37 protein-coding genes and 1 tRNA gene are annotated in these 26163 nt (G+C 56.5%); 10 read left to right on the forward strand and 28 right to left on the reverse strand.

All coding sequences use genetic code 11. The features are described 5' to 3' along the window. Positions 1–140: 140 nt before the first annotated feature. The 15 genes from SA339_08370 to SA339_08440 all read right to left on the reverse strand — a co-directional run bounded on the left by SA339_08370 (position 141) and on the right by SA339_08440 (position 6053). Positions 141–482 (reverse strand): hypothetical protein, encoded by a 342-nt coding sequence (locus SA339_08370; protein ID MDW5563227.1) that lies wholly within the window; start codon positions 480–482, stop codon positions 141–143. After that, the gene (locus SA339_08375; GenBank protein ID MDW5563228.1) at positions 479–706 is read right to left on the reverse strand and encodes a hypothetical protein; all 228 of its coding nucleotides are present in this window, start codon (positions 704–706) and stop codon (positions 479–481) included. Before SA339_08375 ends, SA339_08370 begins: the two co-directional genes overlap by 4 nt. Beyond that, positions 703–1347 (reverse strand): tyrosine-type recombinase/integrase, encoded by a 645-nt coding sequence (locus SA339_08380; protein MDW5563229.1) that lies wholly within the window; start codon positions 1345–1347, stop codon positions 703–705. The genes SA339_08375 and SA339_08380 overlap by 4 nt, the downstream gene beginning before the upstream one ends. 458 nt (positions 1348–1805) lie before the next feature. Next, the gene (locus tag SA339_08385) at positions 1806–2102 is read right to left on the reverse strand and encodes a hypothetical protein (protein ID MDW5563230.1); all 297 of its coding nucleotides are present in this window, start codon (positions 2100–2102) and stop codon (positions 1806–1808) included. Further along, positions 2099–2452, reverse strand: coding sequence for a hypothetical protein (locus tag SA339_08390; protein MDW5563231.1), 354 nt, complete (start codon positions 2450–2452; stop codon positions 2099–2101). The genes SA339_08385 and SA339_08390 overlap by 4 nt, the downstream gene beginning before the upstream one ends. A 360-nt stretch (positions 2453–2812) precedes the next feature. After that, positions 2813–2971 carry a hypothetical protein gene (locus SA339_08395; protein MDW5563232.1) on the reverse strand — a complete coding sequence of 53 codons (159 nt, stop codon included), beginning with the start codon at positions 2969–2971 and terminating at the stop codon, positions 2813–2815. A 245-nt stretch (positions 2972–3216) separates the two neighbouring features. Then, positions 3217–3462 (reverse strand): hypothetical protein, encoded by a 246-nt coding sequence (locus SA339_08400; GenBank protein ID MDW5563233.1) that lies wholly within the window; start codon positions 3460–3462, stop codon positions 3217–3219. After that, positions 3459–3770, reverse strand: a complete 312-nt coding sequence (locus SA339_08405; GenBank protein ID MDW5563234.1) for a hypothetical protein — start codon at positions 3768–3770, stop codon at positions 3459–3461. The genes SA339_08400 and SA339_08405 overlap by 4 nt, the downstream gene beginning before the upstream one ends. Continuing rightward, positions 3770–3928 (reverse strand): hypothetical protein, encoded by a 159-nt coding sequence (locus tag SA339_08410; protein MDW5563235.1) that lies wholly within the window; start codon positions 3926–3928, stop codon positions 3770–3772. Before SA339_08410 ends, SA339_08405 begins: the two co-directional genes overlap by 1 nt. Further along, positions 3928–4179 carry a hypothetical protein gene (locus SA339_08415; protein ID MDW5563236.1) on the reverse strand — a complete coding sequence of 84 codons (252 nt, stop codon included), beginning with the start codon at positions 4177–4179 and terminating at the stop codon, positions 3928–3930. The genes SA339_08410 and SA339_08415 overlap by 1 nt, the downstream gene beginning before the upstream one ends. Next, entirely contained in the window at positions 4176–4493 is a 318-nt protein-coding gene (locus tag SA339_08420; protein ID MDW5563237.1) for a hypothetical protein, read from the reverse strand. Before SA339_08420 ends, SA339_08415 begins: the two co-directional genes overlap by 4 nt. A gap of 4 nt (positions 4494–4497) precedes the next feature. Continuing rightward, the gene (locus SA339_08425) at positions 4498–4737 is read right to left on the reverse strand and encodes a hypothetical protein (protein ID MDW5563238.1); all 240 of its coding nucleotides are present in this window, start codon (positions 4735–4737) and stop codon (positions 4498–4500) included. Beyond that, positions 4730–5188: a hypothetical protein gene (locus tag SA339_08430; protein ID MDW5563239.1), complete on the reverse strand. Its 459-nt coding sequence runs from the start codon at positions 5186–5188 to the stop codon at positions 4730–4732. The genes SA339_08425 and SA339_08430 overlap by 8 nt, the downstream gene beginning before the upstream one ends. Further along, on the reverse strand, positions 5188–5556 hold the full coding sequence (locus SA339_08435; GenBank protein ID MDW5563240.1) for a hypothetical protein: 369 nt from the start codon (positions 5554–5556) through the stop codon (positions 5188–5190). Before SA339_08435 ends, SA339_08430 begins: the two co-directional genes overlap by 1 nt. Positions 5557–5714: 158 nt before the next feature. After that, positions 5715–6053 carry a hypothetical protein gene (locus SA339_08440; protein ID MDW5563241.1) on the reverse strand — a complete coding sequence of 113 codons (339 nt, stop codon included), beginning with the start codon at positions 6051–6053 and terminating at the stop codon, positions 5715–5717. Positions 6054–6886: 833 nt separating this feature from the next. Here SA339_08440 and tgtA point away from each other — a divergent pair. Continuing rightward, a complete protein-coding gene (gene tgtA / locus SA339_08445; GenBank protein MDW5563242.1) occupies positions 6887–8839 on the forward strand; it encodes a tRNA guanosine(15) transglycosylase TgtA in 1953 nt (650 codons plus the stop codon). Here the strand turns inward: tgtA and SA339_08450 are convergent, their stop codons facing one another. The 3 genes from SA339_08450 to SA339_08460 all read right to left on the reverse strand — a co-directional run bounded on the left by SA339_08450 (position 8840) and on the right by SA339_08460 (position 9887). Next, positions 8840–9067, reverse strand: coding sequence for a KEOPS complex subunit Pcc1 (locus tag SA339_08450; protein MDW5563243.1), 228 nt, complete (start codon positions 9065–9067; stop codon positions 8840–8842). It abuts the gene before it with no gap. A gap of 75 nt (positions 9068–9142) precedes the next feature. Beyond that, complete coding sequence (locus tag SA339_08455) at positions 9143–9526, reverse strand: hypothetical protein (GenBank protein ID MDW5563244.1); 384 nt, start codon at positions 9524–9526, stop codon at positions 9143–9145. Positions 9527–9530: 4 nt separating this feature from the next. Beyond that, positions 9531–9887 carry a hypothetical protein gene (locus tag SA339_08460; GenBank protein ID MDW5563245.1) on the reverse strand — a complete coding sequence of 119 codons (357 nt, stop codon included), beginning with the start codon at positions 9885–9887 and terminating at the stop codon, positions 9531–9533. A gap of 119 nt (positions 9888–10006) precedes the next feature. On the opposite strand from SA339_08460, the gene SA339_08465 reads away from it, so the two are divergent. Next, a complete protein-coding gene (locus tag SA339_08465; protein ID MDW5563246.1) occupies positions 10007–10528 on the forward strand; it encodes a nitroreductase family protein in 522 nt (173 codons plus the stop codon). Positions 10529–10553: 25 nt separating this feature from the next. On the opposite strand, the gene SA339_08470 is transcribed toward SA339_08465, so the two are convergent. The 5 genes from SA339_08470 to SA339_08490 form a co-directional block, all read right to left on the reverse strand. Next, positions 10554–10626: transfer RNA gene (locus tag SA339_08470), tRNA-Gln, on the reverse strand. Between the two features lie 91 nt (positions 10627–10717). Next, on the reverse strand, positions 10718–11959 hold the full coding sequence (locus SA339_08475; protein ID MDW5563247.1) for a tRNA (N(6)-L-threonylcarbamoyladenosine(37)-C(2))-methylthiotransferase: 1242 nt from the start codon (positions 11957–11959) through the stop codon (positions 10718–10720). A gap of 46 nt (positions 11960–12005) precedes the next feature. Then, positions 12006–13457, reverse strand: a complete 1452-nt coding sequence (locus SA339_08480) for a hypothetical protein (GenBank protein ID MDW5563248.1) — start codon at positions 13455–13457, stop codon at positions 12006–12008. A gap of 129 nt (positions 13458–13586) precedes the next feature. Beyond that, positions 13587–14105: a flavin reductase family protein gene (locus SA339_08485; GenBank protein MDW5563249.1), complete on the reverse strand. Its 519-nt coding sequence runs from the start codon at positions 14103–14105 to the stop codon at positions 13587–13589. A 196-nt stretch (positions 14106–14301) separates the two neighbouring features. After that, on the reverse strand, positions 14302–14868 hold the full coding sequence (locus SA339_08490; protein ID MDW5563250.1) for a hypothetical protein: 567 nt from the start codon (positions 14866–14868) through the stop codon (positions 14302–14304). Between the two features lie 247 nt (positions 14869–15115). Here SA339_08490 and SA339_08495 point away from each other — a divergent pair, with 247 nt between their 5' ends. Together SA339_08495 and SA339_08500 are read left to right on the forward strand one after the other, a co-directional pair. Next, entirely contained in the window at positions 15116–15808 is a 693-nt protein-coding gene (locus SA339_08495) for a hypothetical protein (protein ID MDW5563251.1), read from the forward strand. Further along, positions 15805–16089: a winged helix-turn-helix domain-containing protein gene (locus SA339_08500; protein ID MDW5563252.1), complete on the forward strand. Its 285-nt coding sequence runs from the start codon at positions 15805–15807 to the stop codon at positions 16087–16089. The genes SA339_08495 and SA339_08500 overlap by 4 nt, the downstream gene beginning before the upstream one ends. 98 nt (positions 16090–16187) lie before the next feature. Here the strand turns inward: SA339_08500 and acsA are convergent, their stop codons facing one another. Together acsA and SA339_08510 are read right to left on the reverse strand one after the other, a co-directional pair. Then, on the reverse strand, positions 16188–17942 hold the full coding sequence (acsA, locus tag SA339_08505; protein MDW5563253.1) for an acetate--CoA ligase: 1755 nt from the start codon (positions 17940–17942) through the stop codon (positions 16188–16190). A 20-nt stretch (positions 17943–17962) separates the two neighbouring features. Then, entirely contained in the window at positions 17963–18118 is a 156-nt protein-coding gene (locus tag SA339_08510; GenBank protein MDW5563254.1) for a hypothetical protein, read from the reverse strand. Between the two features lie 370 nt (positions 18119–18488). On the opposite strand from SA339_08510, the gene SA339_08515 reads away from it, so the two are divergent. The 5 genes from SA339_08515 (at position 18489) to SA339_08535 (ending at position 22651) form a co-directional block, all read left to right on the forward strand. Then, complete coding sequence (locus SA339_08515) at positions 18489–18851, forward strand: four-helix bundle copper-binding protein (protein MDW5563255.1); 363 nt, start codon at positions 18489–18491, stop codon at positions 18849–18851. 147 nt (positions 18852–18998) lie between these two features. Continuing rightward, positions 18999–20027 (forward strand): ATP-binding cassette domain-containing protein, encoded by a 1029-nt coding sequence (locus SA339_08520; GenBank protein ID MDW5563256.1) that lies wholly within the window; start codon positions 18999–19001, stop codon positions 20025–20027. Beyond that, positions 20024–20809, forward strand: coding sequence for an ABC transporter permease (locus SA339_08525; GenBank protein MDW5563257.1), 786 nt, complete (start codon positions 20024–20026; stop codon positions 20807–20809). Before SA339_08520 ends, SA339_08525 begins: the two co-directional genes overlap by 4 nt. A 259-nt stretch (positions 20810–21068) precedes the next feature. Beyond that, positions 21069–21908 carry a hypothetical protein gene (locus SA339_08530; GenBank protein MDW5563258.1) on the forward strand — a complete coding sequence of 280 codons (840 nt, stop codon included), beginning with the start codon at positions 21069–21071 and terminating at the stop codon, positions 21906–21908. A 179-nt stretch (positions 21909–22087) separates the two neighbouring features. Then, positions 22088–22651, forward strand: coding sequence for a flavodoxin family protein (locus SA339_08535; GenBank protein ID MDW5563259.1), 564 nt, complete (start codon positions 22088–22090; stop codon positions 22649–22651). 127 nt (positions 22652–22778) lie between these two features. On the opposite strand, the gene SA339_08540 is transcribed toward SA339_08535, so the two are convergent. From SA339_08540 to SA339_08550, 3 genes are all read right to left on the reverse strand, one after another. Continuing rightward, complete coding sequence (locus SA339_08540) at positions 22779–23345, reverse strand: DUF1269 domain-containing protein (protein MDW5563260.1); 567 nt, start codon at positions 23343–23345, stop codon at positions 22779–22781. Between the two features lie 309 nt (positions 23346–23654). Further along, the gene (locus tag SA339_08545; GenBank protein MDW5563261.1) at positions 23655–23846 is read right to left on the reverse strand and encodes a hypothetical protein; all 192 of its coding nucleotides are present in this window, start codon (positions 23844–23846) and stop codon (positions 23655–23657) included. A 179-nt stretch (positions 23847–24025) separates the two neighbouring features. Further along, positions 24026–24358 (reverse strand): hypothetical protein, encoded by a 333-nt coding sequence (locus SA339_08550; protein ID MDW5563262.1) that lies wholly within the window; start codon positions 24356–24358, stop codon positions 24026–24028. 334 nt (positions 24359–24692) lie between these two features. Here SA339_08550 and SA339_08555 point away from each other — a divergent pair, with 334 nt between their 5' ends. Further along, positions 24693–26063, forward strand: a complete 1371-nt coding sequence (locus SA339_08555; GenBank protein ID MDW5563263.1) for a DUF1254 domain-containing protein — start codon at positions 24693–24695, stop codon at positions 26061–26063. The last annotated feature ends 100 nt before the right edge of the window (positions 26064–26163 follow it).

Below are 26163 nucleotides of genomic sequence, written 5' to 3' on the forward strand. Positions count from 1 at the left end.
GCTGATCATTGTTCTCGGCATCTTGAGCACCGACAATGACATAGGAGAACATCGCAGTGACACAGATCCCCCATAATGTGAGTCCGATCGCCAATCTCTGTCTGTATGATCGAGCCAATAAACCATCTCCTTCAATTCATTCATTTCTGCTCGGTCTGTGTCTCGACGCTGGCCTGAGATAAAGGGGGGGCCTTGCTCAGACCCTCCCTTCTTAGAGCCTCTTGTATCTCTTGGATGCGCTCATCCTTGGCCTTGGCATTCGTATTCAGTCTCTCTTTCTCCCATTCCGGGAATTTCTCATCAATAGCTTTCGATTGAAAGCGCATGAAAAGAAAGAAAGCCGCTAATCCACCTATCAGTAATGCGATGGCCCAGTTGTATTCAATCAATCTATTAAAAAACAGAATTGTTGAGCTTATGACTAATGCCAGGCCCAGTATTAGGTACATTCCTGCCATGTCAGAATAGGTTAATTTTCTCATTCCTTTCCCTCCGAATGTCGTGTCTCTTCCTTCTCATCCGATATTACCCCCAAATATGGGGGCGCGCCTAACATAAGAATTGGAAAAGCTGCCATCCTGGCAAGATGAGCATTGAAACCCCACCCTGGTATCTTTTTCCAGAGAAGAATCTCGCCAGCCAGGATTAGCCCGAAGGCAAGACAGCCCAGAAGGATGACGAAACCGGTGATAAAATCCTCGATCATATGCCAAACCTCGTACAGTCGGAGTATATTCTAGACCTCTGTCGAATGTTAAGGTGTAGGTAGATCTGAGTAACTTCGATGGATGCGTGACCAAGGTTATTCTTCACCACTTCTAAGGGAATCCCTTTATCTAGCTGCCAGGTCGCGCATGTATGCCGTAGCATGTGAGTATTCATTGAAAGACCTGCACGAGGAGCTATCACTTCGGTGACATGACGTTGGAGGGTTCTCTTCGAGCACTTGAAGAGTTTATTATCAGGCTTCAGCTTCTCTTCGGCAATGTAACATTGTATCAGGGCGATGGTCGAAACGTCGATCGGAGCATACCTGTCCTTCGAGAACTTTCCTTGCCGCACGAACACCGAGCGTTGATTTGGGTCAATGTCCTTAACAAGTACGTTCGTGGCTTCATTTACCCGGAGTCCGGCGTAGAGCATTATCCGACAAGCGATAAGGTCCTCGATGTCATCGACCGCTAAGAGGAACCTATCCTGTTCGTCGTATGTGAGAATCTTCGGGAGGACTAGACCGCCCCGGACCCGTTCGCCTTCCTCTTCCTCCTCTTCCTTTAGATCCTCTCTAAGCTCTTCGTCCTCCTCGGAATTTGTCACCTTTGTTTTTTCGAGGGGGTTTTCGAGCATCTAGACCCCCCTAAACGAGCCCTTTTCCTCGTTTTCTTGCATCTTATTTGAAATTGTGTGAAAGCTCACGATATCACCGCCCTATGATTTCTCCATGAGAGTCCGAGGTTCGCAAGCGCGAAAACAGTCCAAGCGGTCCAACCGAAAGGGGTTAGATAGACCGCTACTAGAATGGAAAGAATAGCTCCGGTCATCATTGAGAGTTCGAAGCCCCTCCAACGATGCGGAGTCATGAAGTCGCCTAAAGTGTGTCGGATGCTACCGCCTCCTTCTTCTTTTCGTTCGCGCCACGGTATCCCTGGCATGATTCCCTGGTGTATCTTCTAACCGCAGGAGGGGCAGAGTATGAAAAACACCAACACCCTTTGATGTCTTTGCATGGTCCGTCTGGACCTGTAAAGCAAATAGACTTTTTTGAGGGCATATTTACACCTTCTTGGGTAGTTGAGGACGGTTGGTCATTCGGACCGCCTCACGTCATAGTATGGGCCAATGTCCCGCACGACCGATCCGTACCACACATTTCCGAAGTAGTAATCCCTGATGCGGCCATGACCAGACCATCTAGTTCTTAGCTTCTCCTTGGGAACTTCCTTGAGGCCTCGGGACTTTCTAATCTCATTACCCTTCGTGAAGGTATATTCCTCTGCATCGATCGCGCTTTCGAACTTTTCATCTACATCGACCCAGGGCAATCTTGGGCGATACCAATCAACGAATTTTGACGCCTTACTATCAGAAGGATGAGAGGTCACGGAAACTCCCCCCTAAGCATTCTCTGGAGGTCAGCGTTCATTTCATCAGCGAACATCTGGCTACGAGTCTCGCTGCGTTCCCAATAAAATTGGAGCGCGTGTTGCCAACTCAGGTCGTGATAACGCTCAGCGGCCTCATCGTCCCCATAGATGTAGAGATCGTATTCGATGCACCGCGATTCATCGAACCAAAAGTGATCCTTGCAAAGGAAGAGCGCTAATTGGTTAGCTTCGTTCTCATCTCTGGCCCAGAAGTCCTGACAGTCTCCATCCGAGAACATGACCTCATAATGTCCAGGCATTTCGAGAAGATGAGGCCAACGCTCGAGCTTAGTTGTGATGATGCCCATCGCCTCCTTTTTTGTTACCATCCTATCATAACTAGGACTCAATCGGACCACTCCTTTACATCCCAACATTCCAGGGGCTTCATCATCCCAGAGTCATCTTCATCGAAGCCAGGATATGCTGGAGTCGAAATGCCTGGGTTCTCAGCCGTACAGACTAGATCATCCTCACACCAATGCTGACAGGTCGCACATTTACGGCCTTTCCTCCAACTTTGGTCCAGATCAGGAAGAAGAAGTCTGAATGCGCTGGCTAGGATTGGGTCGCTCCTATCGGCTCTAACCCATCTGGCGATTGTCCATTCCGTATCACAAGCCAGCATTACCGAGTTGAGCTGCTTACTTAACATCCTTCTCCCGGTTTTAGGACACATATGCATCGGCCCCCATGGTCTGCACTTGAGGAACATTGTCCTTGGTCATGTTCTCGGCACGAGCCTTCATGTGCTCCAGTTCCGCGCCCCAGATCTTCTTGAAGGCAATCGCCAACTCACGGCCTTCTGGCGTCAGCTGATAGCACATTATCTTTGATCGCTGGCATGATCTCTTTTGAACGGGCCAGTCGGATATATTAGCTCTGAATTTTTCGAGAAGCCCGGATGCTTCAAGCAAGGTAAGTGATTTGTATAAGTTTGACCCGTTTTTGATGCCCAGGCCATTACAGATGCCCCGGACGCATGTCGCGAATGGCATCAAGTACCTGTCGGATATGCGGAAATCCGAAAGGTACATTAGCGCCATGATGCCCGTTTCCGATAGGTAGGGTATCATCTCTTGCTACCTCCTCCATGGCGATCCTTCCAGACCTCCGGGTGGCGCTCGTAGTAGTGTTCGATCTCAGGAGCGCGCGGCATCTTACCATACTTTGCGCGGAAAGCGTTCTGGAAGCCGTCGTAGGTCGGCGCCGAGTAAGGGTCCGTCCTCTTAGCATCTATGGCCCTCTCGGCGATGTCTACCACCTTAACCGGGCGGTTCTTCGGTGAGGGATTCAAGAATTGGTCGAGATTACTCATGCCGACCCCTTCCTTTCCTTATCCATGCGGTCTTTTACTCGGGCAAGGAGTATCGTTAGCGGTGTGCTTCCTGCGAGCACAAGAAAGATTGATGCTACTGAGAGTCCAGCCTTCGATATCCCTGCTAATGGGTTTTCATCGGTCCAGAAAGGTGCGAAAGCAAGGATTATAACGCCGAATAAGCCTAGCATGAAGATAACCATCGAGTAGACATAGATCACTGGCCAAGTGACCAGGATTCGATGGTAGGCCTCATCATCCCTGATGGCCCAGGCGATCAGGTCCTCCCGGGAGGTCTTGAACTTCATCAGATCACCCCGGCGATCATGAAAAAGCCGATCGACATCATGGTGATGGCCAGGACCATCAGGCTTACGCGCGCCCAGAAGGTCTTCGGAGTTAGGGCCTTGCCCCTAAGCGAGTATGGACGTTGGACCTTCCTGTAGGGATTGATCCTCTCATTCATCAGAATCCCTCGAGGAACTGCTGGCCCTGCGGATTCAGGACGACATGCCCGGCTTGATCGACCACGACGCGGTTTCCGGAGATTTCAAGCTCCATCTTTGCGCGGAGAGGAAGGAAACCTCTTACCATCCGGACGTTGCGACGGTAACGCTTGACCCAGATCAAGCGGTTCGGCGACTTCAGGCACTCCTTGATGATAACGCCCTTATGCTGCTCGGTCATGTACTTCGGGTTCGGTATTCTGGGGCTCATTCCGCGAACACCTCCGGGAAGTAGACGACGCGGCCATGAACGACCTCGGCCGGGACCTGGAGTTCTTGGAGGTGAAGCATCGTCTCCATGCGAACGTAGGTCAGGTCCTCGCCAATACACAGGCCGAGCTCATCTATGATCTCATCAAGATGTATGTTCCTAGGCTCAACGCGAAGGCGATTCCAGACCGCTCTCAGGACGTTCTCGCGTGTCGGCTGAAGCATCTCGACCGCTGTGTTCTTCCAGTTGTTATTACTGAGGATTTTTGCTCTCTTCCCACACCACAATTCTTGCTTTCGCTCGCATGTCGGCATTTTATCACCTGATCTTTGGGTTTATAAAAGTGCCCTGCCAGACCTCTCCATTCTGTATATACTGGGAGCGCAGGAGTTCATTCAACAGTATCTCTGCAGCCTGTGGTTCTTTCGTTTTTAGCTTCTCAAACCACAATTGCCAGACTTTTCTCTGTCCCTGATCTCTTGATACTTTCCAATCTTTGAACTTTAAGCACCGCTGATACCATTCATTTTCGAATGCGCGGCGACTAACATCAGCCATCGATTGTCCTCCCCACCCTCGTTTGGCTAACTGCCGTCAGAAGCTTCTTCGCGAAGTCTGACTTTTTTGGATCCTCGCTTTCAACTTGTCTCTCAAAAAGAGCTTTCAATCCAGGGCTTTCGCGAACACGCTGGATGACAAAAGGTTGAATTTTAACTTCGCCTCCATGGAATTGATCCTCATCAAGATCCATTAGGCCAGTGACCAATTCTTCCATGGTGCCCAATGTTGCAAAATTTATCTGTGGGATAACATCCAGCTTTGCGAGCTTTGAATCCTTTACAGCCTTTCTGAACTTTGCAGCGGCAACAGGACCTTCGCGTTCATCGATCTCCCTTGCTGTTAGTATCTCATCTTCATTGAGACCTTTATCAGCCGCGTTCGGTCTTGGTCCATCATCTTCCTGCTGATGGATATCCCTTATCAGATCCTCATAAGCAGTATAGGCCATCAAAGATCACCATCTACGATCTGTGACCTCTCTCGGCCGGCGGCGCGCGTTTGAACGCTGTAATCGGGTTCCTCTACCTCGATCGCATTTTCTGGAACTCCCTTGAGCTTACGGACCCTTGAATATGCTTCATCAGAAAGCCTATAGCCGAACTTATTGACCTTTCTAATATAACCGCAATCCTCGAGGATCCTGCGCTTATTGCGATGCGTCCTCGGATCTTCCAAGTAGAATGGTCTGCTCCGGAGCATCTTTTGCATGTCCGACCAACTGAAGGATCCATGCTCACTCTCCAAGGCAAGATCTGCGAGGCCTCTAAGGAGCTCATCGATATCCGCTTCCCTTCGTTTCACGTCGAACTCGTTCATATTCCACCCTTGTGTGTTGTGTTGTGTTGTGTTGTGTTGTGCTGTGTGCCTCCTTTTGCGAGGCTGTGCCTTGCCAGCGAGCGCTAATTTGTAGAGCTTGCTATGCTAGCGCTACCGCTAGTGCACCGTTGTCGCGACGCAAGCAGCGAGGGGGTAAATTAGGGGGAGATGACGGACACAAAAAATGGTCCATCAAAATACCTAAAATACATACTGGCTATCCTCAAACTGCTCTTGTCTTCAGTACCAATCTCTACAGGGTCTTCCTTTAGAGAGAGGCACACAACAACACAACACAACACATAGAGACATCTTGTGTACGTGTTTCCTATCTGGATGGCCATTTTGCCGAAAGTGCCACCCGAACGTTCGTAAAAATGAGTTGGGAATGAACCCTTCTCATTCTTTTCCTCTTGTGAATCGAGGAGTGTTAGGTAATGCCTCTTTTCGAGGTATTCTTGATAAAGGATATCAGCCCGGACGAAGGGAGAGATCACTTTGAGATCCTCCCAATCGTCCTAGTCCCCTTCAAGTATGAGATGAAGCAACTTATCCGGTACCTGGTAAGCTCCAATGCCGCCTTCGCCAGTTCTTTCATCTGGAGTTCCATTCCAGGAGATGCCCAGCCCCTCCAGCATTGCGGCTCATAATAGCATTTGCGACTATAGGGAGGGACTACCGCCGCATAACATGGGCACTCAGCTATCAGATCGCCAGGCCTTGGTTTTAAGGCATTCCTTGCAACTAGCGGGCAATACTCAAATTTAGTAGGGTGTGAAGGGATCGAGGTGCTCTTATTCCTGTAGGATAACGGAATATCCTCGATCCCAGCACAGTTAGATACGTCAACGATCGCTACTTTAAGTTGAGCGAACTTTTCCAACTCTGAAGCGAACGGATGAGAGGAAGGAGAGCCGGGGTCGGTGGCTGTGGGCCTTCCGGGGGGAAGTTGATCTCCCAGCTCTCCATTGTTCAGAAGCATCCCCCCGTATTGACGGCAGCAAGACGGGCAAGCCTTGCTACCGCCTGAGGGGTTTTGGGGATTTCTTGTGTAAATGGTTTCACTAAAAGATCATCGTAATCGCTTTGGAACACGTAGCCGCATCCGAGGCAGGACGATGACTCCGACAGGAAGACGATCCTATTAAGATCGCACATCACGCCGGGATGCAGGGCGCAAGGCACAAGGAGTTCACGGCCGCGCCGGCGGAGGACCACCATCAGCGGGACCCCCGAACCAAGATTCCTAGATTGGAATTGTACCTGTCCAGCTCAGCCAGATATGACGAATGGCTAAAGACTTATTAACCGACCTGCCATCCCTTGGAACATGTTCGAGCTCATCAGGCGCGACGGCCTGGCCAGGATCGGGAAGCTGGATACCCCCCATGGGCAGCTGGAGACGCCGGCGCTCCTGCCGGTGGTGAACCCCCGCCTGGTGACCGTCCCTCCCCGGGAACTGCACGACGTGTTCGGCTTCCGGGCCCTTATCACCAATTCCTACATCATTAGGAACGATCCCAAGCTCAACGCCAGGGCCAAGGAGGTCGGTCTGCACGAGATGCTCGACTTCCCCGGGGTCATCATGACCGACTCCGGCACCTTCCAGTCGCACATGTACGGTGAGGTCGAGGTCAAGAACGAGGACATCATCAACTTCCAGCGGGACATCGGCACCGACATCGGTACGGTGCTGGACATCTTTACCGAGCCGGACTGGAGCAAGGAGAAGACCTCTCACGCGGTCGATGTCACCATGGACCGGACCATCGAGGCCGCTCAGCTGAAGGGTGGCATGCTCCTCGCCGGCGTGGTGCAGGGCTCGGTGTTCGAGGACCTGCGTGAGGATTGCGCCCGCCGCCTGGCGCTCGTGGATGTGGATGTGCACCCCATCGGCGGAGTGGTGCCGCTCATGGAGCAATATAGGTTCACGGAGCTGGTCGACGTCATCGTGGCGTCCAAGAAAGGGCTGGACCCCAGCCGGCCGGTCCACCTGTTCGGCGCTGGGCACCCCATGGTGTTTGCCCTAGCCGCCCTCTTGGGCTGCGACATGTTCGATTCCGCCTCCTATGCCAAGTTCGCCCGGGACGACCGGTTCATGTTCCCCGAGGGCACCGCCAGCCTGGTAGACATGAAGGGAGTGCACTGCCACTGCCCCGCCTGCCAGTCCCATTCCTACCAGGAGATCGTGGCGATGAAGCCGGCGGAGCGCACGGCGCTCATCGCCCGCCACAACCTGTGGGTCTCGCTGGAGGAAGTGCAGCGGGTCAAGCGGGCCATCCTCGAGGGGGACCTGTGGGAGCTGGTGGAGAGGCGCTGCCGCGCCCATCCCGCCCTGCTCAGCGCCCTGCGCCGGCTGGCCAGGCACAAGGGATATCTGGAGAAGTTCGAGCCCTTGAGCCGAGACAACAGCCTGCTGTACACCGGTCCGGAGACCCTGAATCGCCCGGTGTTCCTCCGCTACGAGCAGAGGTTCTTCGAGCGTTACAAGTACCCTGACACCGAGGTCATGGTAGCATTCGAGGAGTCCGGGAAGCCGTACGCCAGGCACTACCAGAAAGAGATGGCCGATGTGCTGGAATCGTGCGATGCCCACTTCTTCGTCGCTTCGCCGGTGGGTGCCGTGCCCATCGAGCTCGACGAGATGTATCCCGTGGCCCAATCGTTGTTCCCCGAGCCCGTGGACCGGGAGACCAAGGAGCGGATCAGGGAACAGATGGAGCACCTATCTCATGAGCACCCCTATGCGCTCGGAGTAGCGTGGGATGGACAAGCTACGATCGACACCCTGGAGATGATGTGCCGGAAGAAGCCATCATTCGACATCGACATCGCCAGGGTGCGGGCGGTATGCGACTACCAGTTCGGCAAGGGTGCGGCGGACATACTGCTGAAGGGCAGGGTTACGATCAAGAAATCGGAGACCACCGGCAAGATCAGGAACGTGCTTGTGGACGGGGAGCACATCCTATCCATGCGCGCCAACGATGGCTTTTTCACTCTCCGCCCACCGGGAGCAGTGCGACTCAAGAACGGATTCCCCGCCCCCCGGCTCAGGGTGACGGTCAAGGATGATTCCATACCATTCAACCGTGAGGGCAAGAACGTGTTCAACGCGTTCGTGATCGAGTGCGACCCCGAACTCCGCCCCATGGACGAGGCCCTGGTCGTGGATCAGAAGGATGAGCTGGTCGCGCTCGGGCGGACCATGCTGACCAGGGACGAGATGTTCTCCTTCCGCACCGGGATCGCTGTCAAGGTCCGCGAGGGCATCAAGCTCTGATCACTTCGACGCCTGCACCGTCTCCTCGGCCACCCTGACGCATGCGAGGAGGTCTTCCATGGTGTGTAGCATCTGGGGGCAGGTGTCGGAGCGCGAGCGGATGATGACCTTCATCCCATCCCGCTCCGCCTCGGCGTAGGGGGCATTGTCCGGGGATATCGCTTCCATCACCGCGATGGCATCCCTCTCCGTTTCGTACTCCAAAACGATCTCGCAATCGACGCTCACGAACAGTAGATGATCGGTCCGGAGAAATAGGTTGGCATGGGGGCGCGCACATCGAACCCCCCGCCCAGCTTATGCCTATTTCATTTCGATTACCTTGCCCACGTTACGGCACTTTGTGAGAACCTGGAACCGTGTGAGGGCTGGCGGTATCTTCACTAGGCCGACCTTCACAATGGCCCCCACATGCTGGTCGAAGATCTCCCAGTCGATCTTGTCCTCGAACTCCAACGTCTTGATATTCGAGAAGATGACCGTCCCCTCTAGTGAGTCCAGGTCCTTCTTGGAGACACTGAGGTCCGACAGATCGCCGATGTGATATGTCCGGGTGCTAGTCTCGTCGATCAGGGCCCGCATGACCATAGTGGTCAGTTCGCCGATGGCCACGCCGCGTTTCTTCGCCTCGGCGGTGAAGCGAGCGTAGACCTCGTCGTCGATCCCTCGAATGGTGACATCAGTCATTCGTTCACCTCCTTTTGCGTGTTGCCGCGGCCACGATAAAGGCGCCGCCCGCGATCATCAGCAGGATCGAGAAGGCGGCGTACCACGGCAAGACAATGCCGAAGAACGACATGAACCAAATGAGGCCGAAGGTGAACAGCAGCGTACCGATCACGCCGCCCAGCCATTTCAATGCGGGCTGGACGAAAGGCATGGACATGGCCTCCTCGAACTCTTCTGCCTCACGTTGCCGTTCCGCCTTCTCATATTCCGATGGCAATCGCTCCTCCCGCTCTTGCAATTGAGTCCGCAGATTCTTCCTGAATTTGGAATCAAGCTCCGGTTCATTGGTGCCATTATCATTCGTCACCATTATCACCATTGCAACAATATCAACATTACACCTATAAACCTTTCCTTCAGCGCCGCCCTTACAATTCCACATGTAGAGAATGATTAATAGTCTGCAATGCGATACTCTAGTCGAGCTGGGAGGGAGTCGTGCTGGACATTATCGAATGCTTCGAGAAGAGAAGGAGCGTCAGGGCGTTCACCGACGAGCCGGTACCGGAGGATGTCATTGAGAACGCCCTCTTGATGGCCAATCAGGCACCCTCGGCCGGGAACCTCCAGGCCAGGGACTTCGTCGTTGTTCGAGACGAAGGCATGAGGGCAAAGCTGGCGGACGCCTCGCCCGGCCACAAGTTCCTGATGGACGCACCGGTGATGATCGTATGCTGCGCCAACCTCGATCGGGTAATCGAGTACGGCCCCCGAGGCAAGGACCTGTACGCCATACAGGACGTCTCGGCCTCGGTGGAGAACATGCTGCTGTACATCACCGCCCGAGGGTATGGGGGTTGCTGGATCGGGGCCTTCGACGAAAGAAAGGTAGCTGACACTTTGGGACTCCCGAAGCACGTCCGCCCCCTGACCCTGATCCCGATCGGGAGGCCGATGAGGGAAGGTACCAAGCCGCCCAGGGTGAAGATCGAATTGCTCGTGCACAACGAACGATGGTGATCTGTTATCGGTTGGAGAGAAGAGGTAGCCCCGGGCAGATTCGAACTGCCGTCGCTGGCTCCAAAGGCCGGCATGATTGACCACTACACTACGGGGCTATGGCGGCACCGGGGTCCGGGCCGACATCCTGAGGTATATTGAAAAGATATTTCACTCTTTACCCTCGGCTAGCCGTCGGCGACCCTGAGGTCACAGGGTCCTGCCGAATAGATGGGTCGGGGCGCTGGACACGACCTCCGCGTCCAGCCAGGTGCCCAGCGGCAGCTTCCCCGGCAGGACCACCGGCTTGTACGACGCCGTCCGGGCGATGGAGGTGCCGCTCTTGCCCTCCTCGGTCACCAAGACCTTCTCCCGCCTCCCCACCAGGGCGGCGTTGACCGCCGAGGATATCTCGAATCTGAGGCGAGACAGCTCTCGCGAGCGCTCTTTGGACACCCAGCCCGGCACCTGATTGCGGGCTCTGGCCGCCGGGGTCCCCTGGCGCGGGGAGAACCGAGTCACGTTGACGGTGTCCGGGCGGACCTCGTTCAGCAAATCGACGGTGGCGCGGTGGTCCTCCTCAGTTTCCCCGGGGAAGCCGGTGATGATGTCGGTGGACAGGGTCATGGACGGCGAGGCCGCCCTCAGTCTGGCGACCAGGGATGTGAACTCCTCCGGCCGGTAACCGCGGTTCATTCCTTCCAGCACCGCCGCGCTGCCGCTCTGCACCGGCAGGTGGGTGAACTGGTACACCTTGGGCGAGGTCCACGAAGGGAGGAAGCGGTCGATAATGCGGCCGAGGTTATCGGGGTTCATCATGCCCACCCGCACCATGAACTCCCCTGGCAGGGCGGTGATCCCGTCCAGCAGGGCGGAGAGATCGGTGCCCCGGTCGAAGCCATAGCATGCGGTGTCCTGGGCGGTTACCAGAAGCTCCCGCGCCCCCGCCTGCAGCGCGGACCTGGCGGCGGCGATGAGGGAGTCGGCGGGATAGCTGGCCAGAGTCCCTCGGGCGAACCTGGTGATGCAGTAAGAGCAGGCGCCGATGCACCCCTGAGCCACCGGGAGCACCGAGGTCACCGGGCAGGACTGGACCACTAAGGGCGACGCCTCGCCCCGCCCGAAGGCGCTCTCCACCACCGACGAGAACGAGGGATAGTCCCGAGGAGCCATAATGATGGCGCTGGGCGCATGCTTGATGATCTCGTCCGCTTGCACCGAAGCCATGCACCCGGCAACGATGATTTTCTTGCGCTGCCCGTTGAGCTCGGCCATGCGCTTGAGCATGCGGTTCTCGGTCTCCTTGATCACCGTGCAGGTGTTGAGAACCACCAGATCCGCGTCCCGGGGGTCGTCCACCACCTCGTGACCCAGAGCGGCGAGCTTCTCGGCCAGCTCCGCTCCCTCGCCCTGGTTCATGGTGCAGCCGTAGGTCTCCACGCGGACCTTCACGGCACGCCATCGGGACCTCGATATAAGTGTTTTTATCCGACCTACGTCAGCACGGGATCAGCGTGTAGTACCAGCTCTCGACCTCCGTTGGCCAGCCGATGGGCATCACCGAGGTACACTCGCAGTAGTAGTACCCGTAGCTTTGACCGTATCGATAGGTCCTGACCTCCCAGGAGAGCAGCTGGTCCTGAGATAGAGTATATTTGGTCCCGTTGTAAGTGAAGCTGACCTCACTGGGCAGGTCGGACCGATCGAAGTACAGCCCCACGGCCATGTGGCCGACGTCGCTGTTGGGCGTGGAAAGACTAACCAGTACCGCGTCGAGGCCAAAGTACGAAGTCTGGATGAGGGAAGCGAACAGGATGGAGGTGTCCTCGCAGTCCCCCACCCCGTCCACCAGCGTCTCCACCGGGTACCGCGGATATTCTTCCTCGCCGGTGGTGTTGAGGTCCGAGTCGTAACGGATATTCTGGACGAAGGAGAGGACGAAGCAGGCAGTGGTATACTCGTCATAGCCTTTGCTTGCGGCCATGGCCGAGAGCTGAGCCGCCGTCTCGTTGACCGCCTCGTCGTATGTCACGTAATTGGCGTACTCCTGTTCGCTGTGCATGGTCCCCCGGGGCAGGGTCTTCGCACCCCAGTAATCCTCGGCGGAGACGTTGGTACTGAGCGTCCAGGTGCTGTCGTCGGCATAGAATGTCCACGTCCTTGTCACCGTGTAGGTAAGTGGGGACACGAATAGTGCCCTCTGGGGAGACCAATCGGTCCATCCATCGCCTGTCTCGGCCGCTACCCTCCAGTAATAAGTGGTGTTCACGTCGGTCATCTCGGACGCAGTATAGTTGGTCCCGCTCACTTCAGCCGAGGTCAGGATATCAGTGAAATTCGCGTCGGTGGAGATCTCGACCCTGTATGCGCTGGCGCCGGTGACGGTGGTCCAGGCTAGCACTGGGATCTCGTCGATGTAGATTGTGTTGTTCAGAGGAGCGACAGGGGTAGGGGAACCTGACGGGCTACCTGCGGTGAAGGACCAGACATCGCTCCATATCCCATAGGCGTTATTGATGATCGGGCAGACCGACCAATAGTAGGTCGTTCCGATCTCCAACCCGTTGAGCACGAGGCTGTTCTGCCTGGTCGTCACGTTATAGGGGTCGGTAAGGTCGCTGCTCTCCGAGACCCGCAGTCCGAAGTAGGAAGCAGCCGAGGAGCTGTTCCAGGACAGGGTAGCGGTGCTACCGGAAACGGTGGCACCATTGCTGGGAGAGACCAGAGTGATGCTGGAGGAGGTATCGCCGGCGTTCCCGCCCACCAGGGTCGCCGTGGTGGTCTCCACGACCGGGATCATTATCGAAGCGCCGATCAGGAAGTATACTAGGCTCAGGGACACCGCTATGATGGACCAGTTCCTTTCGCTGAGGTCCATCCCCTTGCGGGAGGCTTCGTGTCCATCTCGCAAGCTGGCCGGCTCGTCCCACGCCAATCGTTCTTCGTTCATTCAATCCTCACTATTTGATACTAATATCGATAGTAGCTATTAAAGATAATGGCACATTCAATTAAGATGATAACGACCGCCCGTGAACGATGTGCCGGACGAGGGTCGGCCGGGAGACGAGGCACCGATCTATGATCTCACATTCCCCTTCGGACCCATAGCTATCGGCCTCTGGCCGACGGTCACGAAGGTATGATAAGGCCTCTCGGGATCGCCGGTGACCGCTACCACCTCTCCGACGAACAACGTGTGGTCCCCTACCTCGTGGGAATCGAAGAGCCTGCATTCGAAAGCGACCGTACACCCCTCGATCGTCGGCGGTTTGACCTTCCTGCTAGGGGTGGCCGCCAGGCCGCTCCGAGCGAACTTATCCTCGCACCGGCCGGAGTGGAAGCCGCAGTATAGGGCCTGTTTGCTCTGTTCGGCGGAAGGATAGCAGATGACGAACTCCCCGCTATTTTTGATGAGGTCATGGGAGTACCGGGTATGGCCGATGGACACTGCCATAAGGAAGGGGTCGAAGGAAAGCTTGGTGACCCAGGAGACACCCAGGACGTTGGCTCTGCCTTCCTTGTCCGCCGAAGTCACCAACACATAGGGCAACGGAGAGGTCATGCTGAACCCCACGTTGGAATCGATGTCTTCCATGCTGAAAGTGAGTAAGTCGGGGGATTAAATACGTTAAGGTGAAGGTACTGGAAAGGCCGAAGGCGATTGATTGGTGCATTAGTTCGTTGAGCCTTGGCCACGAACGGCGCCGGGCGGGGCTGAAGTGAGGCCTTCTTCCCGGCCCGTTCATGTAAGGGATTCAATGGAGGGGGCTAGATCACTGGTAAGAGCCGCTCTAAGCCATCACCCGGCCCTGGGTCGGATCCCTGGTCACGCTCTCGTTCGCTCCGGACCCCGAGCCTATCGAGCTGTCTTGGCCGTAACCATGCTCGGTGAACGCCTGCCCGTTCATATTGTTCCATTGCCACTGGTGGGCATAACAGAGGTTGGCCTCCGTATCGTTCATGTTCATGCTGGTGAAGCCTCTCATTTGCTGGTTCTCGGCGCATATCATGTACTTCGAGCCATCTGAGAAGTTATACATCGCCTTGCCGTTCGCATCGGTCATCAGTGTGGTCATTTCCATCACTCTGAAAGTGAGATGCTCGCCGTCAGAGGTGATGTTCATCCGGCATATGTTGACCTGTACCCCGCTGAGAGGTACGCTTTCCCCGTCGACGGCGGTGGACACCTGAACGGCTTCGCCGGCCACGTTGGAACCGTAGCTCTGAATGGAGACCGCAGGGGTCTCCGATCCGACCGCCGTAACGTCGTTCTGATCGATGAGCAAGGCGATCGCCAGTCCAGCTACCATCAGCGCACCTACGGCGCCGATTACCATCATCTTGTAGGTTGGTTTCATTCAATGCCTCTGTTCGGCAAATCGATGTCTTGTTTTATCTCAGGTCGGAAAGAATCATATGGATGATTCATTCAAATTATAAGATAATATTAAATCAGTTCTATAGCCTGGCTTGGGAGAGCGACGCGGCGATCCGTTTTACCTATCGTTAAGAGACACGGAGCCATTAGAGTCTTTACGGGAGATCATGCGCTTCATTCAAATATTCAATATATATCAGGAGATAAAACGAATTTAGTGTGACCTCATGTTCCCGCCACGCTGGTTCCTGCCATACGATGCGCTTTTTCAGTTGATCACCGCGTTCGTTGCCCTAGCCGTCGCCCTGTATGCCATGAAGGGCCACCAATTGATCAAGGACAGCACATTGCAGAAAATATTCCTGGCATTCCTGCTGTTGGCAGTTGGATTGTTCATCAACGGGATCACTCTCAGTTACACCTACGCCCTGGGGATCTCATTCACGGCGCCTTCAGATCCGCTCTCCATAGCGGATGTCGGCTTCTGGGCGTATTATGGGATGAGCATGCTCGCATACTCTTTCCTTATCTTTGCCTATGCCAGCCGCCTAAGGGAGTCCACAGTCGCTCTTGGAGGGGGAGTGATGGGGGCAGGAGGGAATGGCGGTGGGGCAGGGGGAGGCGGGGGCATGTGGGGCGGAGGCAATGGCAGTACATTGCTCACCCTGGGGCCGCTGATGGAGCTAATCCTGGTCATCCTTCTCCTGGCGATAGTCATAGCTCAGTTTGCTCATCTGGTCGTGAAACGAAGTCGTTACTCGATCATGGTCACGTTCAGTTTCCTCCTGTTGCTGATCAGTCACATCTTGATCATGTTCAGCCCGGTCGAGGACATTATCTACGTCTTCGGACGAGTGTTCGAGCTCTCTGGCTTCATCTCGCTCTTCGCAGTGCTCTATGGCCTGAGGAGGGGCGGATGAGGGGGCCTCAGAAGTACCGCTCAAAGGGCCGCATATTCGCTGACATCCTGAGGGCGATATCGGAGAGCTCTCCGGCCAAGGTCACGCACATACTGTACCGATCCAATCTCTCGCATGACCGCCTCTCCAAATACCTGCAGCAGTTGGAGGAGTCGGGCCTCATCGATAAAGAGCAAGAGGGGGAGCGTGCGTTCTACTCAATTACTGACGAGGGACAGAAGTTCATTGTCGAGTTCAGGCGGATGGAGGAATTTGCCGAGGCGTTCGGCCTCGATATTTGACCGATCGAGCGACGTTTGAAAAAACTCCCGGACGACCGCATATTACTATCGGCCGTCCGGGCCTGCATCCGGGACCCTCGGATGCTTGGTAGTTGCCCTCAATCCTCCAGCGTGGAGAGGTCCCCCAGCGGCTGACCGAGCTCCTTGGCCTTGAGCACCCGGCGCATGATCTTGCCGCTGCGCGTCTTCGGCAGCGTGTCGACGAACTCGATCTCCCTCGGGTACGCGTAGTATGCCAGCCGAGTCTTGACGAACTTGGTGATGTCCTCCTTCAGTTGGTCGGAGGGAGCGTGCCCCGGGCGCAGGGTGATGAAGGCCTTGACGATCTCGCCCCGCAGCTCGTCCGGTTTTCCGATGACCCCGGCCTCGGCGACGGCGGGGTGCTCGATGAGCGCCGACTCGACCTCGAACGGTCCGAGCCGCTCGCCGGAGGTCTTGATGACGTCGTCAGCTCGGCCCAGGAACCAGAAGTAGCCGTCCTCGTCCTTGTATGCCTGGTCCCCGGCGATGTACCAGCCGGGGACGCGGAAGTACTCCTTGAACTTGGGAGTGTTCCTCCAGATGCCCAGCATCATCGACGGCCAGCCCGGCCGGATGGCCAGGAAGCCTTCTCGCCCCGGTGGCAACTCATTACCCTCCTCGTCGACTATTCCGACCTTGACCCCCGGGATCGGTTTACCCATCGACCCCGGCTTTATGGCCATGCAAGGATAGTTGCATATCGTAATCGCTCCGGTCTCGGTTTGGAACCACGTATCATGGATGCGGCGGTCCAGGACCCTCATTCCCCACCGCACGACCTCGGCGTTGAGGGGCTCTCCGATCGAGCAGATGTGGCGCAGGGAGGATAGATCATACTCCTTCACCGCATCGTCACCGGCCCTCATCAGCATCCTGAGGGCCGTCGGAGCCGTATACCAGACGGTGATCCCGTAGTCCTGCAGGATCGCGTACCAGGTCCTGGGATCGAAGCGGCCTTCGTAGGAAACGATCGAGGTACCAAGGCACCACGGTCCGAAGATGCCGTAGGTGGTGCCGGTGACCCACCCGGGGTCGGCGGTGCACCAATAAATGTCATCCTCCCTGAGGTCGAGGACGTTCTTAGAGGTGAAAAGGTGCTGCACCATGGCCTGGTGTCCCAGCAGCACGCCCTTCGGTTTCCCGGTCGAGCCCGAGGTGTAGTGGATGATGTACGGCTCGTTGGGGGCCATGTCGACGGTTCGGAACGATGGGTCACCGGAAGCGAGTATGTCCTCAAAGCTCACCGTTCGCTCGCCGAGGTCCGAATTGTCACCGACGATGATGAACTTCTGAACGTCGACCAAGTCGTCCATGATCGGCTCCAGCCGCTTGTACAGATAGGGAGAGGTGATCACAAACCGGGCGCCGCAGTCGAGGGCCCGGTCCTTGAACGCCTCCGGCCCCAGCGCAGAGAACAGGGGGCCGGCGATGCCTCCCATTTTAACGATACCGAGCATCGACATGTACAGCTCCGAGGTCCGGTCCAGGAATACGAAGATGCGGTCGCCCTTGACCGCTCCGAGCTTCGTCAACCCGCTGGCCAGTCGGGTGGTGATGTGGGACATCTCCCGGAAGGTGAATTTCTTGACCTTGTCGCCGGCGGTGATCGAGTACAGTGCGATCTTGTTCTTCCTCCAGTTCCGAGCATGGCGATCCATGGCCTCCGCGGCGATGTTGTGGACACCGCCGTTGGACCAATCGAACTCCTTATCCATAGTCGCCCAATTGAACTCCCTCCAGGCCCTCTCGTAATCCTCGAGGTTGCCCAATCCGAGAGATTGGATCGTCTCCTTTGCCGGTTCAGGGCCGGCCACATCCGTCACCGCTCTCATCTCCTCAATCTGGCTTCCGTTCAGCGTGTAATCACCCTATCCACGTGGTCCTTGAATTTCCTGTAGATTATCAGATCAGCCCTATCCTCGTCCAGTCTCCATGCGTCAGCCTGGACGTTCGTTCCCCTATCTTGTTGTTCCGCGGCCTTCGATGCCCTGAGCATGCGTTCTACCATGTCTCCAACCCCCTCGCAATCGTGAGGTCGCTCGGACCCTATCCAAGCGCCTCGACTATACCAGCGATACCGCTACCTTGACAGCAAAAAATTGTCTAACGCCAAAGAGCAAGGTATTCGTTCGCGTACATAGGAAATTAATCGACCATAAGTTAAATATTTCTACGACAAAGGTCGAAGCTACATCGAGCGAGAGACCGACTATCATCGAGCCAGCATCATCGTTAGACTTCGTCAACCTCCCGTACCACGGTCAGGGCCCTGAGCTTATTACTTGAGGGAGCATGGGAACCGCAACATCCTCGGTCTCCGCATCGAAGGCGTGAACGTTATTAATATTCCGACTTGGCAGAGGCTTCACGGTGACCCAATGGCCGAGATGACAATGAGCGAGAGGAGCGACACCGTGGAGGGGTGCATCCAGGCATGCAGAGAGTGCAACGAGACCTGCCTGGGGACGATGACCTACTGCCTCAGTAGGGGAGGAGAGCACGCAGAGGTCAGCCACATGAAAATGATGCGCGATTGCGAGGAGATTTGCAGCACGAGCGTGCAGAGCATGATCAGGAGCTCGAAGTTCTCGCCTGATTTCTGCGATCTTTGCGCTAAAATATGCGACGAGTGCGCGGCCAGCTGCGAACAGTTCGACGACGACCGGCAGATGTCCGCCTGCGCCGAGACCTGCCGCAACTGCGCTAAGGCGTGCAGGGATATGTCCAGCGTGCCGATGTGAACATAGTCCGGAGAGAACGGCACCAGCGTACAGTGGTAGAATGCCATTGCTATGGAGCGGACCATGATGCTGGTTTAACTGAGCCTGCAATGCGATTTGGAAAAGGATTAAATCACGGGCGGTGAGTGATACCTATCCAGGTCGTCGATGGGGGACGGCACCGTGGATGACATCATAATCGTTGACCGGCTGGAGAAGAACTTCGAGGACATCAGGGCGGTGGACGGCATCTCGTTCTCGGTGCAGCGAGGCGAGATATTCGGTTTCCTCGGCCCCAACGGGGCCGGCAAGAGCACGACCATCAAGGTCCTCACGACATTGATCAGGAAGGACGAGGGAGAGGTCCTGATCGATGGCCTGGATCTGTCGAAGCAACCGGATCAGGTAAGGCGAATAATCGGCTATGCCTCGCAGGAGGTAGGGGTCGACAACGACCTCACGGCGAGGGAGAACCTCTACATCCAGTGTCGATACTACCACCTGCCGAAGGAGAGGGCGAGGGAGAAGGTAGAGAGCCTGTTGCGAACAGTCAACCTGGCGGGGGCCGGCGATAGGAAGCTGTCGACATTCTCCGGAGGCATGCGGAAGCGTCTGGACCTGGCCACCGCACTGGTGTCCGATCCCAAGGTCTTGTTCTTGGACGAACCGACGACCGGCCTGGACCCCAAGAGCCGCAGGGAGCTGTGGGATTACATCAGGCTCCTCAACCGCCAGGGGGCCACCATATTCTTGACCACCCAGTATATGGAAGAGGCGGACCAGTTGGCCGACAGGCTGTGCATAATCGACCAGGGAAGGATCGTCTCCGAGGGAGTGCCGGAGAGCCTGAAGGCCCAGATCGGCGGGGACACTATCGCCATAAGCTTTCCTGACGATCCTGAGCTGATAAGCAGGGCAAAGGACCTGCTCGGCGGGCTGCCGCAGGTGCGAGACATCCGGGATTGCGAGATCGACGACATCTGCGAGAATGGCCTTGTGCTTACCGTCACGGACGGGTCGTCGGCCATGCCCCTGGTGGTCCGCACGCTCGACGGACAAGGGATCGAGATCAAGAAGCTGACCCTGGCCGAGCCGACGCTGGACGATGTGTTCCTCAAGCTCACGGGAAGGACGCTCAAGGTCAGTGAGAAGGAGGATGGAAGCAGGAAAGGCAGGCGGGGGAGGCGATCCCGATGAACATGGAGTGGGGCTCGGAGATCGGGACGGTCTTCTACCGCTGGATCATCAAGCTGAGAAGACGGCCGATCTATCTCTTCTTCTCCCTCATACAGCCGCTGGTGTGGTTCCTTCTGTTCACTCAGGCGTTCTCGGCCATCGGGGACATCCCTGGCTTCGCCCAGATCACCGGGACCAGCGACTACATCACCTTCTTCACCGCGGCGGTCATCATCCAGACCGTGGCTTCATCCGCCTTGCAATCGGGCATAGGCATGGTCAACGACATTGACAGCGGCTACCTGGATAAGATGAAAACGGCACCGATACGCAAATCATCCATCCTGCTGGGCAAGGTCCTAAGCGACGGCGTGAGCATCGTCATCCAGGTGGCGATCATCCTCGGGCTCGCTCTCCTGGTCGGCGTGCGGATCGCCACCGGTGTGCCGGGCATCATCCTGATCCTCCTGCTGTCTATGGTCTTCGGCATAGCCTGGTCCGGAATATCACTGTTCGTCGGGCTGAAGACCAAGAACTCGGAGACCACGCTTTCCGTCGGCCTTCTGACCACCTTTCCCTTGCTATTCCTCTCCACCGCGGTGATGCCCAAGCCTCTCCTGCCGGAATGGGTGCAGAAGGTGGCCACCATAAATCCAATCTCCTACATCAGCGACGCCCTTCAGGGGCTCATCATACGGGGGTTCGAATGGAGCGCGATCGGCAATGCCATCATCGTGACGATCATCATAGGCATCATATCCCTGGGGGCGAGCATAGCCTTGTTCCGCCGAGCGGTGTCCTGATCCCTTTCCAACAAGTCGGGCATCGGCGCCTCACTTGGTCCAGGAAAGTTAGAGGATGGTCGTGTGGAACCGTCCCGGGCTCCTTTCCGATGATTTTGACGCGGTTCTGAGCTCAGCCCACATCCGCAGTTTTCATTGCGAGGAGGGGGTGACGATCTACCATGGCCAGCGATGCTAGCCAGCTCGCTGGATGAGCACGGCGCATCGGCCGATTATAAATAGTGACGGCCTACGTAGAAACCAAGGAGGTGAGGCCTGAATGGCCGACTTGAGTGAAGCGTTGAACAACATGTGGAATACCATCATTGGGGCGATCCCTTCCATCATTGCGGCGATAATAATCATCATCGTCGGTGTCGTGATCGGGATCCTGGTAGGCCGAGCGTCCAACAAGCTTGTGGAGAAGTTTGGCCTCGAAAGAGCGTTCGATAACACCAGCGCAGGCAAGGCGTTCAGAGAATCAGGCATGGACCTATCCAACATCGTCGGATGGTTCGTTGAAGGGTTCATCGTCATACTGGCCCTCATCTACGCCATCGAGACGCTGAACGTCGGAGGGTCCTTTGGCATCTATCTCATATCGATTGCTGACTACCTGCCGCGGCTCCTCGCCGGGATCCTGATCATCATCCTCGGAGTGGTCTTCGCCGATCTCCTGGCATCGTTCATCGGCAAGATGATTAAGCCCATGTTCCCGCCGCAGAAGGGCGAGATCGCGGACATGCTGAAGAACCTCCTGTTCATCGGCCTGATCGCCTTCGTGCTGCTGCTGGCCTTTGATACCATGCTGCTATCTGGGACCACCATCTACCCATTGATCCTCGGCTTCGTGATCATCGGTGTCGGCCTAACCCTGACCGATGGCCTGGTTAAGTCGATCATCGACGAACACGCCGAGTTCAAGGAGGTCGCGGGATATGCAAAGTTCGTCCTTTACTCCATATTCCTCATCATCGGCGCGGGTGCGATCTTTGCCACTTTCCCGGGGGTCACCAACATCGTGGCCAACATCTCCTGGGCCTTCGCCATTGCTCTGGCCATCATGCTCCTGCCGATGGCGTACGGCATGACCAGGAGGATGGGGGACCGCATGAAGTAGACCTCAGACCCCCCCCCCTTTTATTTTTTTACTGCCCTCGACATCCATGGCCAGCGCATCGTCACATGGCGGTGGAGAATGCAGCCGTTAGGCGTGGCCCGTCCAGCGAAAGACGTTTATGCCGTGGAGCGGGTGTGGATATTCAACCGGCCCTATCGCCGGGCAACGGAGAGGTAACGATGAAAGTGGTAGTTTTAAACGGCAGCCCCCGCAAGGACGGCAATACCGCCGCGCTGTTGAAGAAGATGACCGAGGACCATGCGGACGTGGACCTGAAGTACTTCGACCTGGTGGACATGAAGATCAAACCATGCATCTCCTGCATGTACTGCAAGACCCACGAGCTGTGCTCCATCAAGGACGATATGAACAAGGTCTACAATGCGGTCAAGGAGGCGGACGCCATCGTCCTGGGCTCCCCCATCTACATGGGGGCGGAGACGGCATGGCTCAAGGGCGCGGTGGACCGCATGTACGCCTTCCTGGCCCGCAACCCCAACGGCCCTGGCTATCAGACCAAGCTTGACGGAGGGAAGAGGGCTGTGGCGGTCTTCACCTGTGGCAATCCTCAGGGCGACAAGGTATATTCGTTCATGAACGACCGGTTCTACTCGTGGCTCGGCCTGGCCAGTGTCAACGAGGTCAAGTCGTTCATCGTCCCCGGCGTCAACCCGACCATGAACGTTATGGACCTGGTGGCGGCCCAGAAGGCGGTGGATGAGGTAAAGCAGTTCCTGCAGTGAACCGGCACCAGGGCCCGTGGGCCCTGGCTCCCATATTTTTCGAGTCCCTTAATGCCCATCAAAGTTCGATCAAGAAATGAAGAAGCGCCTCGGTGAAGCCGCCCGTGCTGCACCGGACGCTTTTCTCTTATATCCTGGGAGCCACCTTGGCGGGCTCGGCCGTCGCCTCCGGGGGAAGGGTCACATCGCCCTTGGCCTCCATGTGCTGGATGACATCTCCGGACAGTCCCTGGGTCCATACATCGGTGGCCTGCTTTCCGATCTCCTCCTTGACCTCCGGGACCCATTGATCCGCCACCAGCACGATGATGGCCGAGCTGTTCGGTTTCATCTCCGAGGCCATGGTCTTGATGCGGTGCTCGTCGAAACCCTTGTTCCTCAGTTCAGCGCCCAGAGCGCCCAGGATGCCCACGCCCAGGGCGGCCCAGCCCACCGGGCCCGCGGCGATGCCGATGATCCCGCCCACGACAGCACCGGTGATGAATCCTTTGCCGGCCCCAAAGTCCTTGGTCTCCCTGACCTTGAGCTCGCCATCTGCGGTCTTGGTGAGAACAGCGGCATCTCTGATCTCCATCCTTTCACCCCTGCTCTGTTCCTTTCTGATCATTCTCAGACCTTCCCATGAGCGTGTCCCGCCGGTCAGGTCATCATACCTTGCCACCACTATGGTCATCGGCTCTTCTTTTTTCGCCATCATATCACTCCCAATGACCTGCATCACCATTGCGATGCGAGATCGTGGTTACGTGGCCGGTCACCGTATAAATAGAACGTTACTAGGCTGGTACCTAGGCCGAATGGAGTGAATCGATGAAGAATAACTGACGCATCCCCATCGCCTGAGGGGGCGACCAAAGGGCCAATGATTGGATCCCTATCAAGGAGTCATGTAGTCAGGAATACGAGACGCTATGTCCGATCCGGGCCTAGATGATCGCCCACTTGCAGGATAAGATCATTCGAACGATGGCACGCAGGGGAGCATGACCATCGGTGTCAAGCATCAGCAATCCAGAGCCGCCTTGATGGCTTCTGCGTCCCCATGAGCCAGACCGTACCGGCCGTCCTTGGTGTATTCGAGCATCAGCGTGTATTCAGTGGAGTGCTGAAGGCCATTGGAGTCGACCCAGATGAGATATGTGCCGACCTTGGTCCGCTCGATGCTGTCGATCGAAATATTGCTTGAATGGTTCATTTTATTCATCCCCCGATATCCAACTCATAATCTATGGTATCAATCTTCCCCAGTGAATATCACCGGATGCTAGTCAGCACCAGGCCGAGCTAACCGACGCTCGCCGACCTTCCAGTATGCGGCAATCGTCCCCTGAAATCCAGAGGCCCCGAATCAGAGGTGCTCGGCCGGGAGAGACCTCAGGTACCTTGGTTCTCCTTCCGCTGCCGGTTATCCTCCGGCCCGAAGCGGTCCGGAATGCGCGATCGAGCTTTGGCGTCGGCGACCCCTGAGGGCACCTGCTCCAGCCCTCTCATCTCCTTCACCAGGTCCGTTCCCTTCTCCGTTAGGTGGAGGTGGGTGTTCGGACCGCCGATGATGCCCTCGGCCATGAGGTGGTTGACCGCTCTATCGATCCCGACGGATGGCAGATGGTTCTGCTTGGCGATCCTCTCCGCGCTGATCTCTCCGTTCGATAAATCCTCGACCACTGCCAAGCTGTACTTGTCCCTCATCATCGACTGCGCGTCCATGCGAACACCGTGCGTTTCTGGGCCTTCCGATTATTTAACGATTTACAGGGGTCTGGAGAGCGTGGCTGGCCGTGTTCTGTTGTATGATGAACACAGATGAGACGTCCCCTGTATGATGATGTTTTATTCATCTCGAACGGCCCGCGAGATCGGCGTTTCGAGAAGGCGAGCATTACCATGAGTGCGACGAGGCAAGCATCAATGGCGGAAATGGGCTTCGATGGAGGCGCACTGCATCAACCTCTCGGGATCCATCCCGGGCACCTCGAACGCGGCCAGATAATGGTTATATACCGTTCCTTGACCTAGCATTGACCATGCTGGAGGAGAGTAAGTGAGAAGCGCCCACCTAGTGCAATCGCCCCGATCTCCAAGCTCCAAGGTCGACGTGCAAGAGATCCATGAGATCGGCATCGAAGCTTACCACTACCTCTATCCGCTCATCCTCATGGACATCACTAGGCGAGTCACGACTAACCACGAGCCAGGGACCGGACCGAGTTTGGGAATGATGAATGCCTTCTCTCACATGTCCGCCTTCCCTAGAGCGGACTTCCGAGAGGTAGTGCGTCCCAATTTCGACACTCTCTATTCGAGCGCCTGGCTCGACCTGACCGAAGAGCCGATGGTCGTCACCGCCCCCGATACCGCCGGCCGCTACTATCTTCTCCCCATGCTGGACATGTGGACAGATGTGTTCGCCGTCCCCGGGAAGAGGACGAGCGGCACCGGGGAGGGGCATTGGGCAGTCGTCCCTCCTCGCTGGAGCGGATCGTTGCCGGACGGCATGCTGCGCATCGAGGCTCCCACCCCCTATGTGTGGATCATTGGTCGGACCCAGACCAACGGGCCGAAGGACTACGATGCCGTGCATGAGGTCCAGTCAGGATTCTTGATAACTCCCCTCTCCCAGTGGGGCAAGCCACCATCGATAACCAAAACGAGAAGCGACCCTGGCGTGGACATGCAAACCCCGCCCATGGTGCAGGTGGCCACCATGTCCTCTCCAGACTACTTCTCCTACGGTGCGGAGCTGATGAAGCTGCATCCTCCTCACTCCACTGATTGGTCCCAGATCGAACGGTTCCGACGGATAGGGCTCGAGCCGGGGAAGAGCTTCGATCTGGACGGGACAGCTCCCGAAATCAAGGATGCGCTCGAGAAGGCTACCGCGGACGGCCTGAAAGGGATCAGGGAAGGGATCTCATCATTCGCGCCGATCGTCAACGGTTGGCAGATGATCGCCGAAGGAGTGGGGGTGTACGGGAACGCTTACTTCAAGCGCGCCATCATTGCGATGATCGGCCTCGGGGCGAACCCTCCGGAGGATGCGATCTACCTCGTGGGCCTGGCCGATGCAGGCGGCAATCCTCTCGATGGCTCGAACAGGTACGTCTTGCACTTCGACCGGGACGAGCTACCGCCGATGGAGGCGTTCTGGTCACTGACGATGTACGACTCGGAGGGGTTCCAGGTCGCCAACGGCCTGGATCGTTTTGCCATAGGGGACCGCGACGACCTGATATACAGCGAGGATGGTTCCCTGGACATATACATCCAGAGCGAATCCCCGGGAGCGGACAAGGAATCTAATTGGCTGCCTTCCCCCGCTAACGGGCGGTTGGGGCTTACCATGCGCATCTATGCTCCGAAGGCTCGGGCCCTTGATGGGAGATGGGTGCCGCCCTCGGTGAGGAGGTCATAGCGGCACTGATAAGTCGGGACCGTGGATTTAGACGCCAGATGGTGGGACCTATGATGTGTTTGGCATCCACAAGGCGGACAATGTGTCATTATCAATATAC

The sequence above is a fragment of the Methanomassiliicoccus sp. genome (genome assembly GCA_033485155.1).
Classification (GTDB): Archaea; Thermoplasmatota; Thermoplasmata; order Methanomassiliicoccales; family Methanomassiliicoccaceae; genus UBA6.

Bases quoted from the DNA above. Each gene is read 5' to 3' on its own strand.
- SA339_08550 (MDW5563262.1), bottom strand. From the start codon at position 24,358: ATGGACGCGCAGTCGATGATGAGGGACAAGTACAGCTTGGCAGTGGTC.
- SA339_08430 (MDW5563239.1), bottom strand. From the start codon at position 5,188: ATGGCCTATACTGCTTATGAGGATCTGATAAGGGATATCCATCAGCAG.
- SA339_08460 (MDW5563245.1), bottom strand. From the start codon at position 9,887: ATGGTGATAATGGTGACGAATGATAATGGCACCAATGAACCGGAGCTT.
- SA339_08425 (MDW5563238.1), bottom strand. From the start codon at position 4,737: ATGGCTGATGTTAGTCGCCGCGCATTCGAAAATGAATGGTATCAGCGG.
- SA339_08420 (MDW5563237.1), bottom strand. From the start codon at position 4,493: ATGCCGACATGCGAGCGAAAGCAAGAATTGTGGTGTGGGAAGAGAGCA.
- SA339_08510 (MDW5563254.1), bottom strand. From the start codon at position 18,118: ATGGTAGAACGCATGCTCAGGGCATCGAAGGCCGCGGAACAACAAGAT.
- SA339_08535 (MDW5563259.1), top strand. From the start codon at position 22,088: ATGAAAGTGGTAGTTTTAAACGGCAGCCCCCGCAAGGACGGCAATACC.
- SA339_08500 (MDW5563252.1), top strand. From the start codon at position 15,805: ATGAGGGGGCCTCAGAAGTACCGCTCAAAGGGCCGCATATTCGCTGAC.
- SA339_08530 (MDW5563258.1), top strand. From the start codon at position 21,069: ATGGCCGACTTGAGTGAAGCGTTGAACAACATGTGGAATACCATCATT.
- SA339_08415 (MDW5563236.1), bottom strand. From the start codon at position 4,179: ATGAGCCCCAGAATACCGAACCCGAAGTACATGACCGAGCAGCATAAG.
- SA339_08480 (MDW5563248.1), bottom strand. From the start codon at position 13,457: ATGAACGAAGAACGATTGGCGTGGGACGAGCCGGCCAGCTTGCGAGAT.
- SA339_08520 (MDW5563256.1), top strand. From the start codon at position 18,999: ATGGGGGACGGCACCGTGGATGACATCATAATCGTTGACCGGCTGGAG.
- SA339_08410 (MDW5563235.1), bottom strand. From the start codon at position 3,928: ATGAATGAGAGGATCAATCCCTACAGGAAGGTCCAACGTCCATACTCG.
- SA339_08390 (MDW5563231.1), bottom strand. From the start codon at position 2,452: ATGGGCATCATCACAACTAAGCTCGAGCGTTGGCCTCATCTTCTCGAA.
- tgtA (MDW5563242.1), top strand. From the start codon at position 6,887: ATGTTCGAGCTCATCAGGCGCGACGGCCTGGCCAGGATCGGGAAGCTG.
- SA339_08380 (MDW5563229.1), bottom strand. From the start codon at position 1,347: ATGCTCGAAAACCCCCTCGAAAAAACAAAGGTGACAAATTCCGAGGAG.
- SA339_08515 (MDW5563255.1), top strand. From the start codon at position 18,489: ATGGCCGAGATGACAATGAGCGAGAGGAGCGACACCGTGGAGGGGTGC.
- SA339_08545 (MDW5563261.1), bottom strand. From the start codon at position 23,846: ATGAACCATTCAAGCAATATTTCGATCGACAGCATCGAGCGGACCAAG.
- SA339_08375 (MDW5563228.1), bottom strand. From the start codon at position 706: ATGATCGAGGATTTTATCACCGGTTTCGTCATCCTTCTGGGCTGTCTT.
- SA339_08525 (MDW5563257.1), top strand. From the start codon at position 20,024: ATGAACATGGAGTGGGGCTCGGAGATCGGGACGGTCTTCTACCGCTGG.
- acsA (MDW5563253.1), bottom strand. From the start codon at position 17,942: ATGAGAGCGGTGACGGATGTGGCCGGCCCTGAACCGGCAAAGGAGACG.
- SA339_08485 (MDW5563249.1), bottom strand. From the start codon at position 14,105: ATGGAAGACATCGATTCCAACGTGGGGTTCAGCATGACCTCTCCGTTG.
- SA339_08400 (MDW5563233.1), bottom strand. From the start codon at position 3,462: ATGAGTAATCTCGACCAATTCTTGAATCCCTCACCGAAGAACCGCCCG.
- SA339_08395 (MDW5563232.1), bottom strand. From the start codon at position 2,971: ATGTGCTATCAGCTGACGCCAGAAGGCCGTGAGTTGGCGATTGCCTTC.
- SA339_08405 (MDW5563234.1), bottom strand. From the start codon at position 3,770: ATGAAGTTCAAGACCTCCCGGGAGGACCTGATCGCCTGGGCCATCAGG.
- SA339_08490 (MDW5563250.1), bottom strand. From the start codon at position 14,868: ATGAAACCAACCTACAAGATGATGGTAATCGGCGCCGTAGGTGCGCTG.
- SA339_08540 (MDW5563260.1), bottom strand. From the start codon at position 23,345: ATGGCGAAAAAAGAAGAGCCGATGACCATAGTGGTGGCAAGGTATGAT.
- SA339_08455 (MDW5563244.1), bottom strand. From the start codon at position 9,526: ATGACTGATGTCACCATTCGAGGGATCGACGACGAGGTCTACGCTCGC.
- SA339_08370 (MDW5563227.1), bottom strand. From the start codon at position 482: ATGAGAAAATTAACCTATTCTGACATGGCAGGAATGTACCTAATACTG.
- SA339_08435 (MDW5563240.1), bottom strand. From the start codon at position 5,556: ATGAACGAGTTCGACGTGAAACGAAGGGAAGCGGATATCGATGAGCTC.
- SA339_08495 (MDW5563251.1), top strand. From the start codon at position 15,116: ATGTTCCCGCCACGCTGGTTCCTGCCATACGATGCGCTTTTTCAGTTG.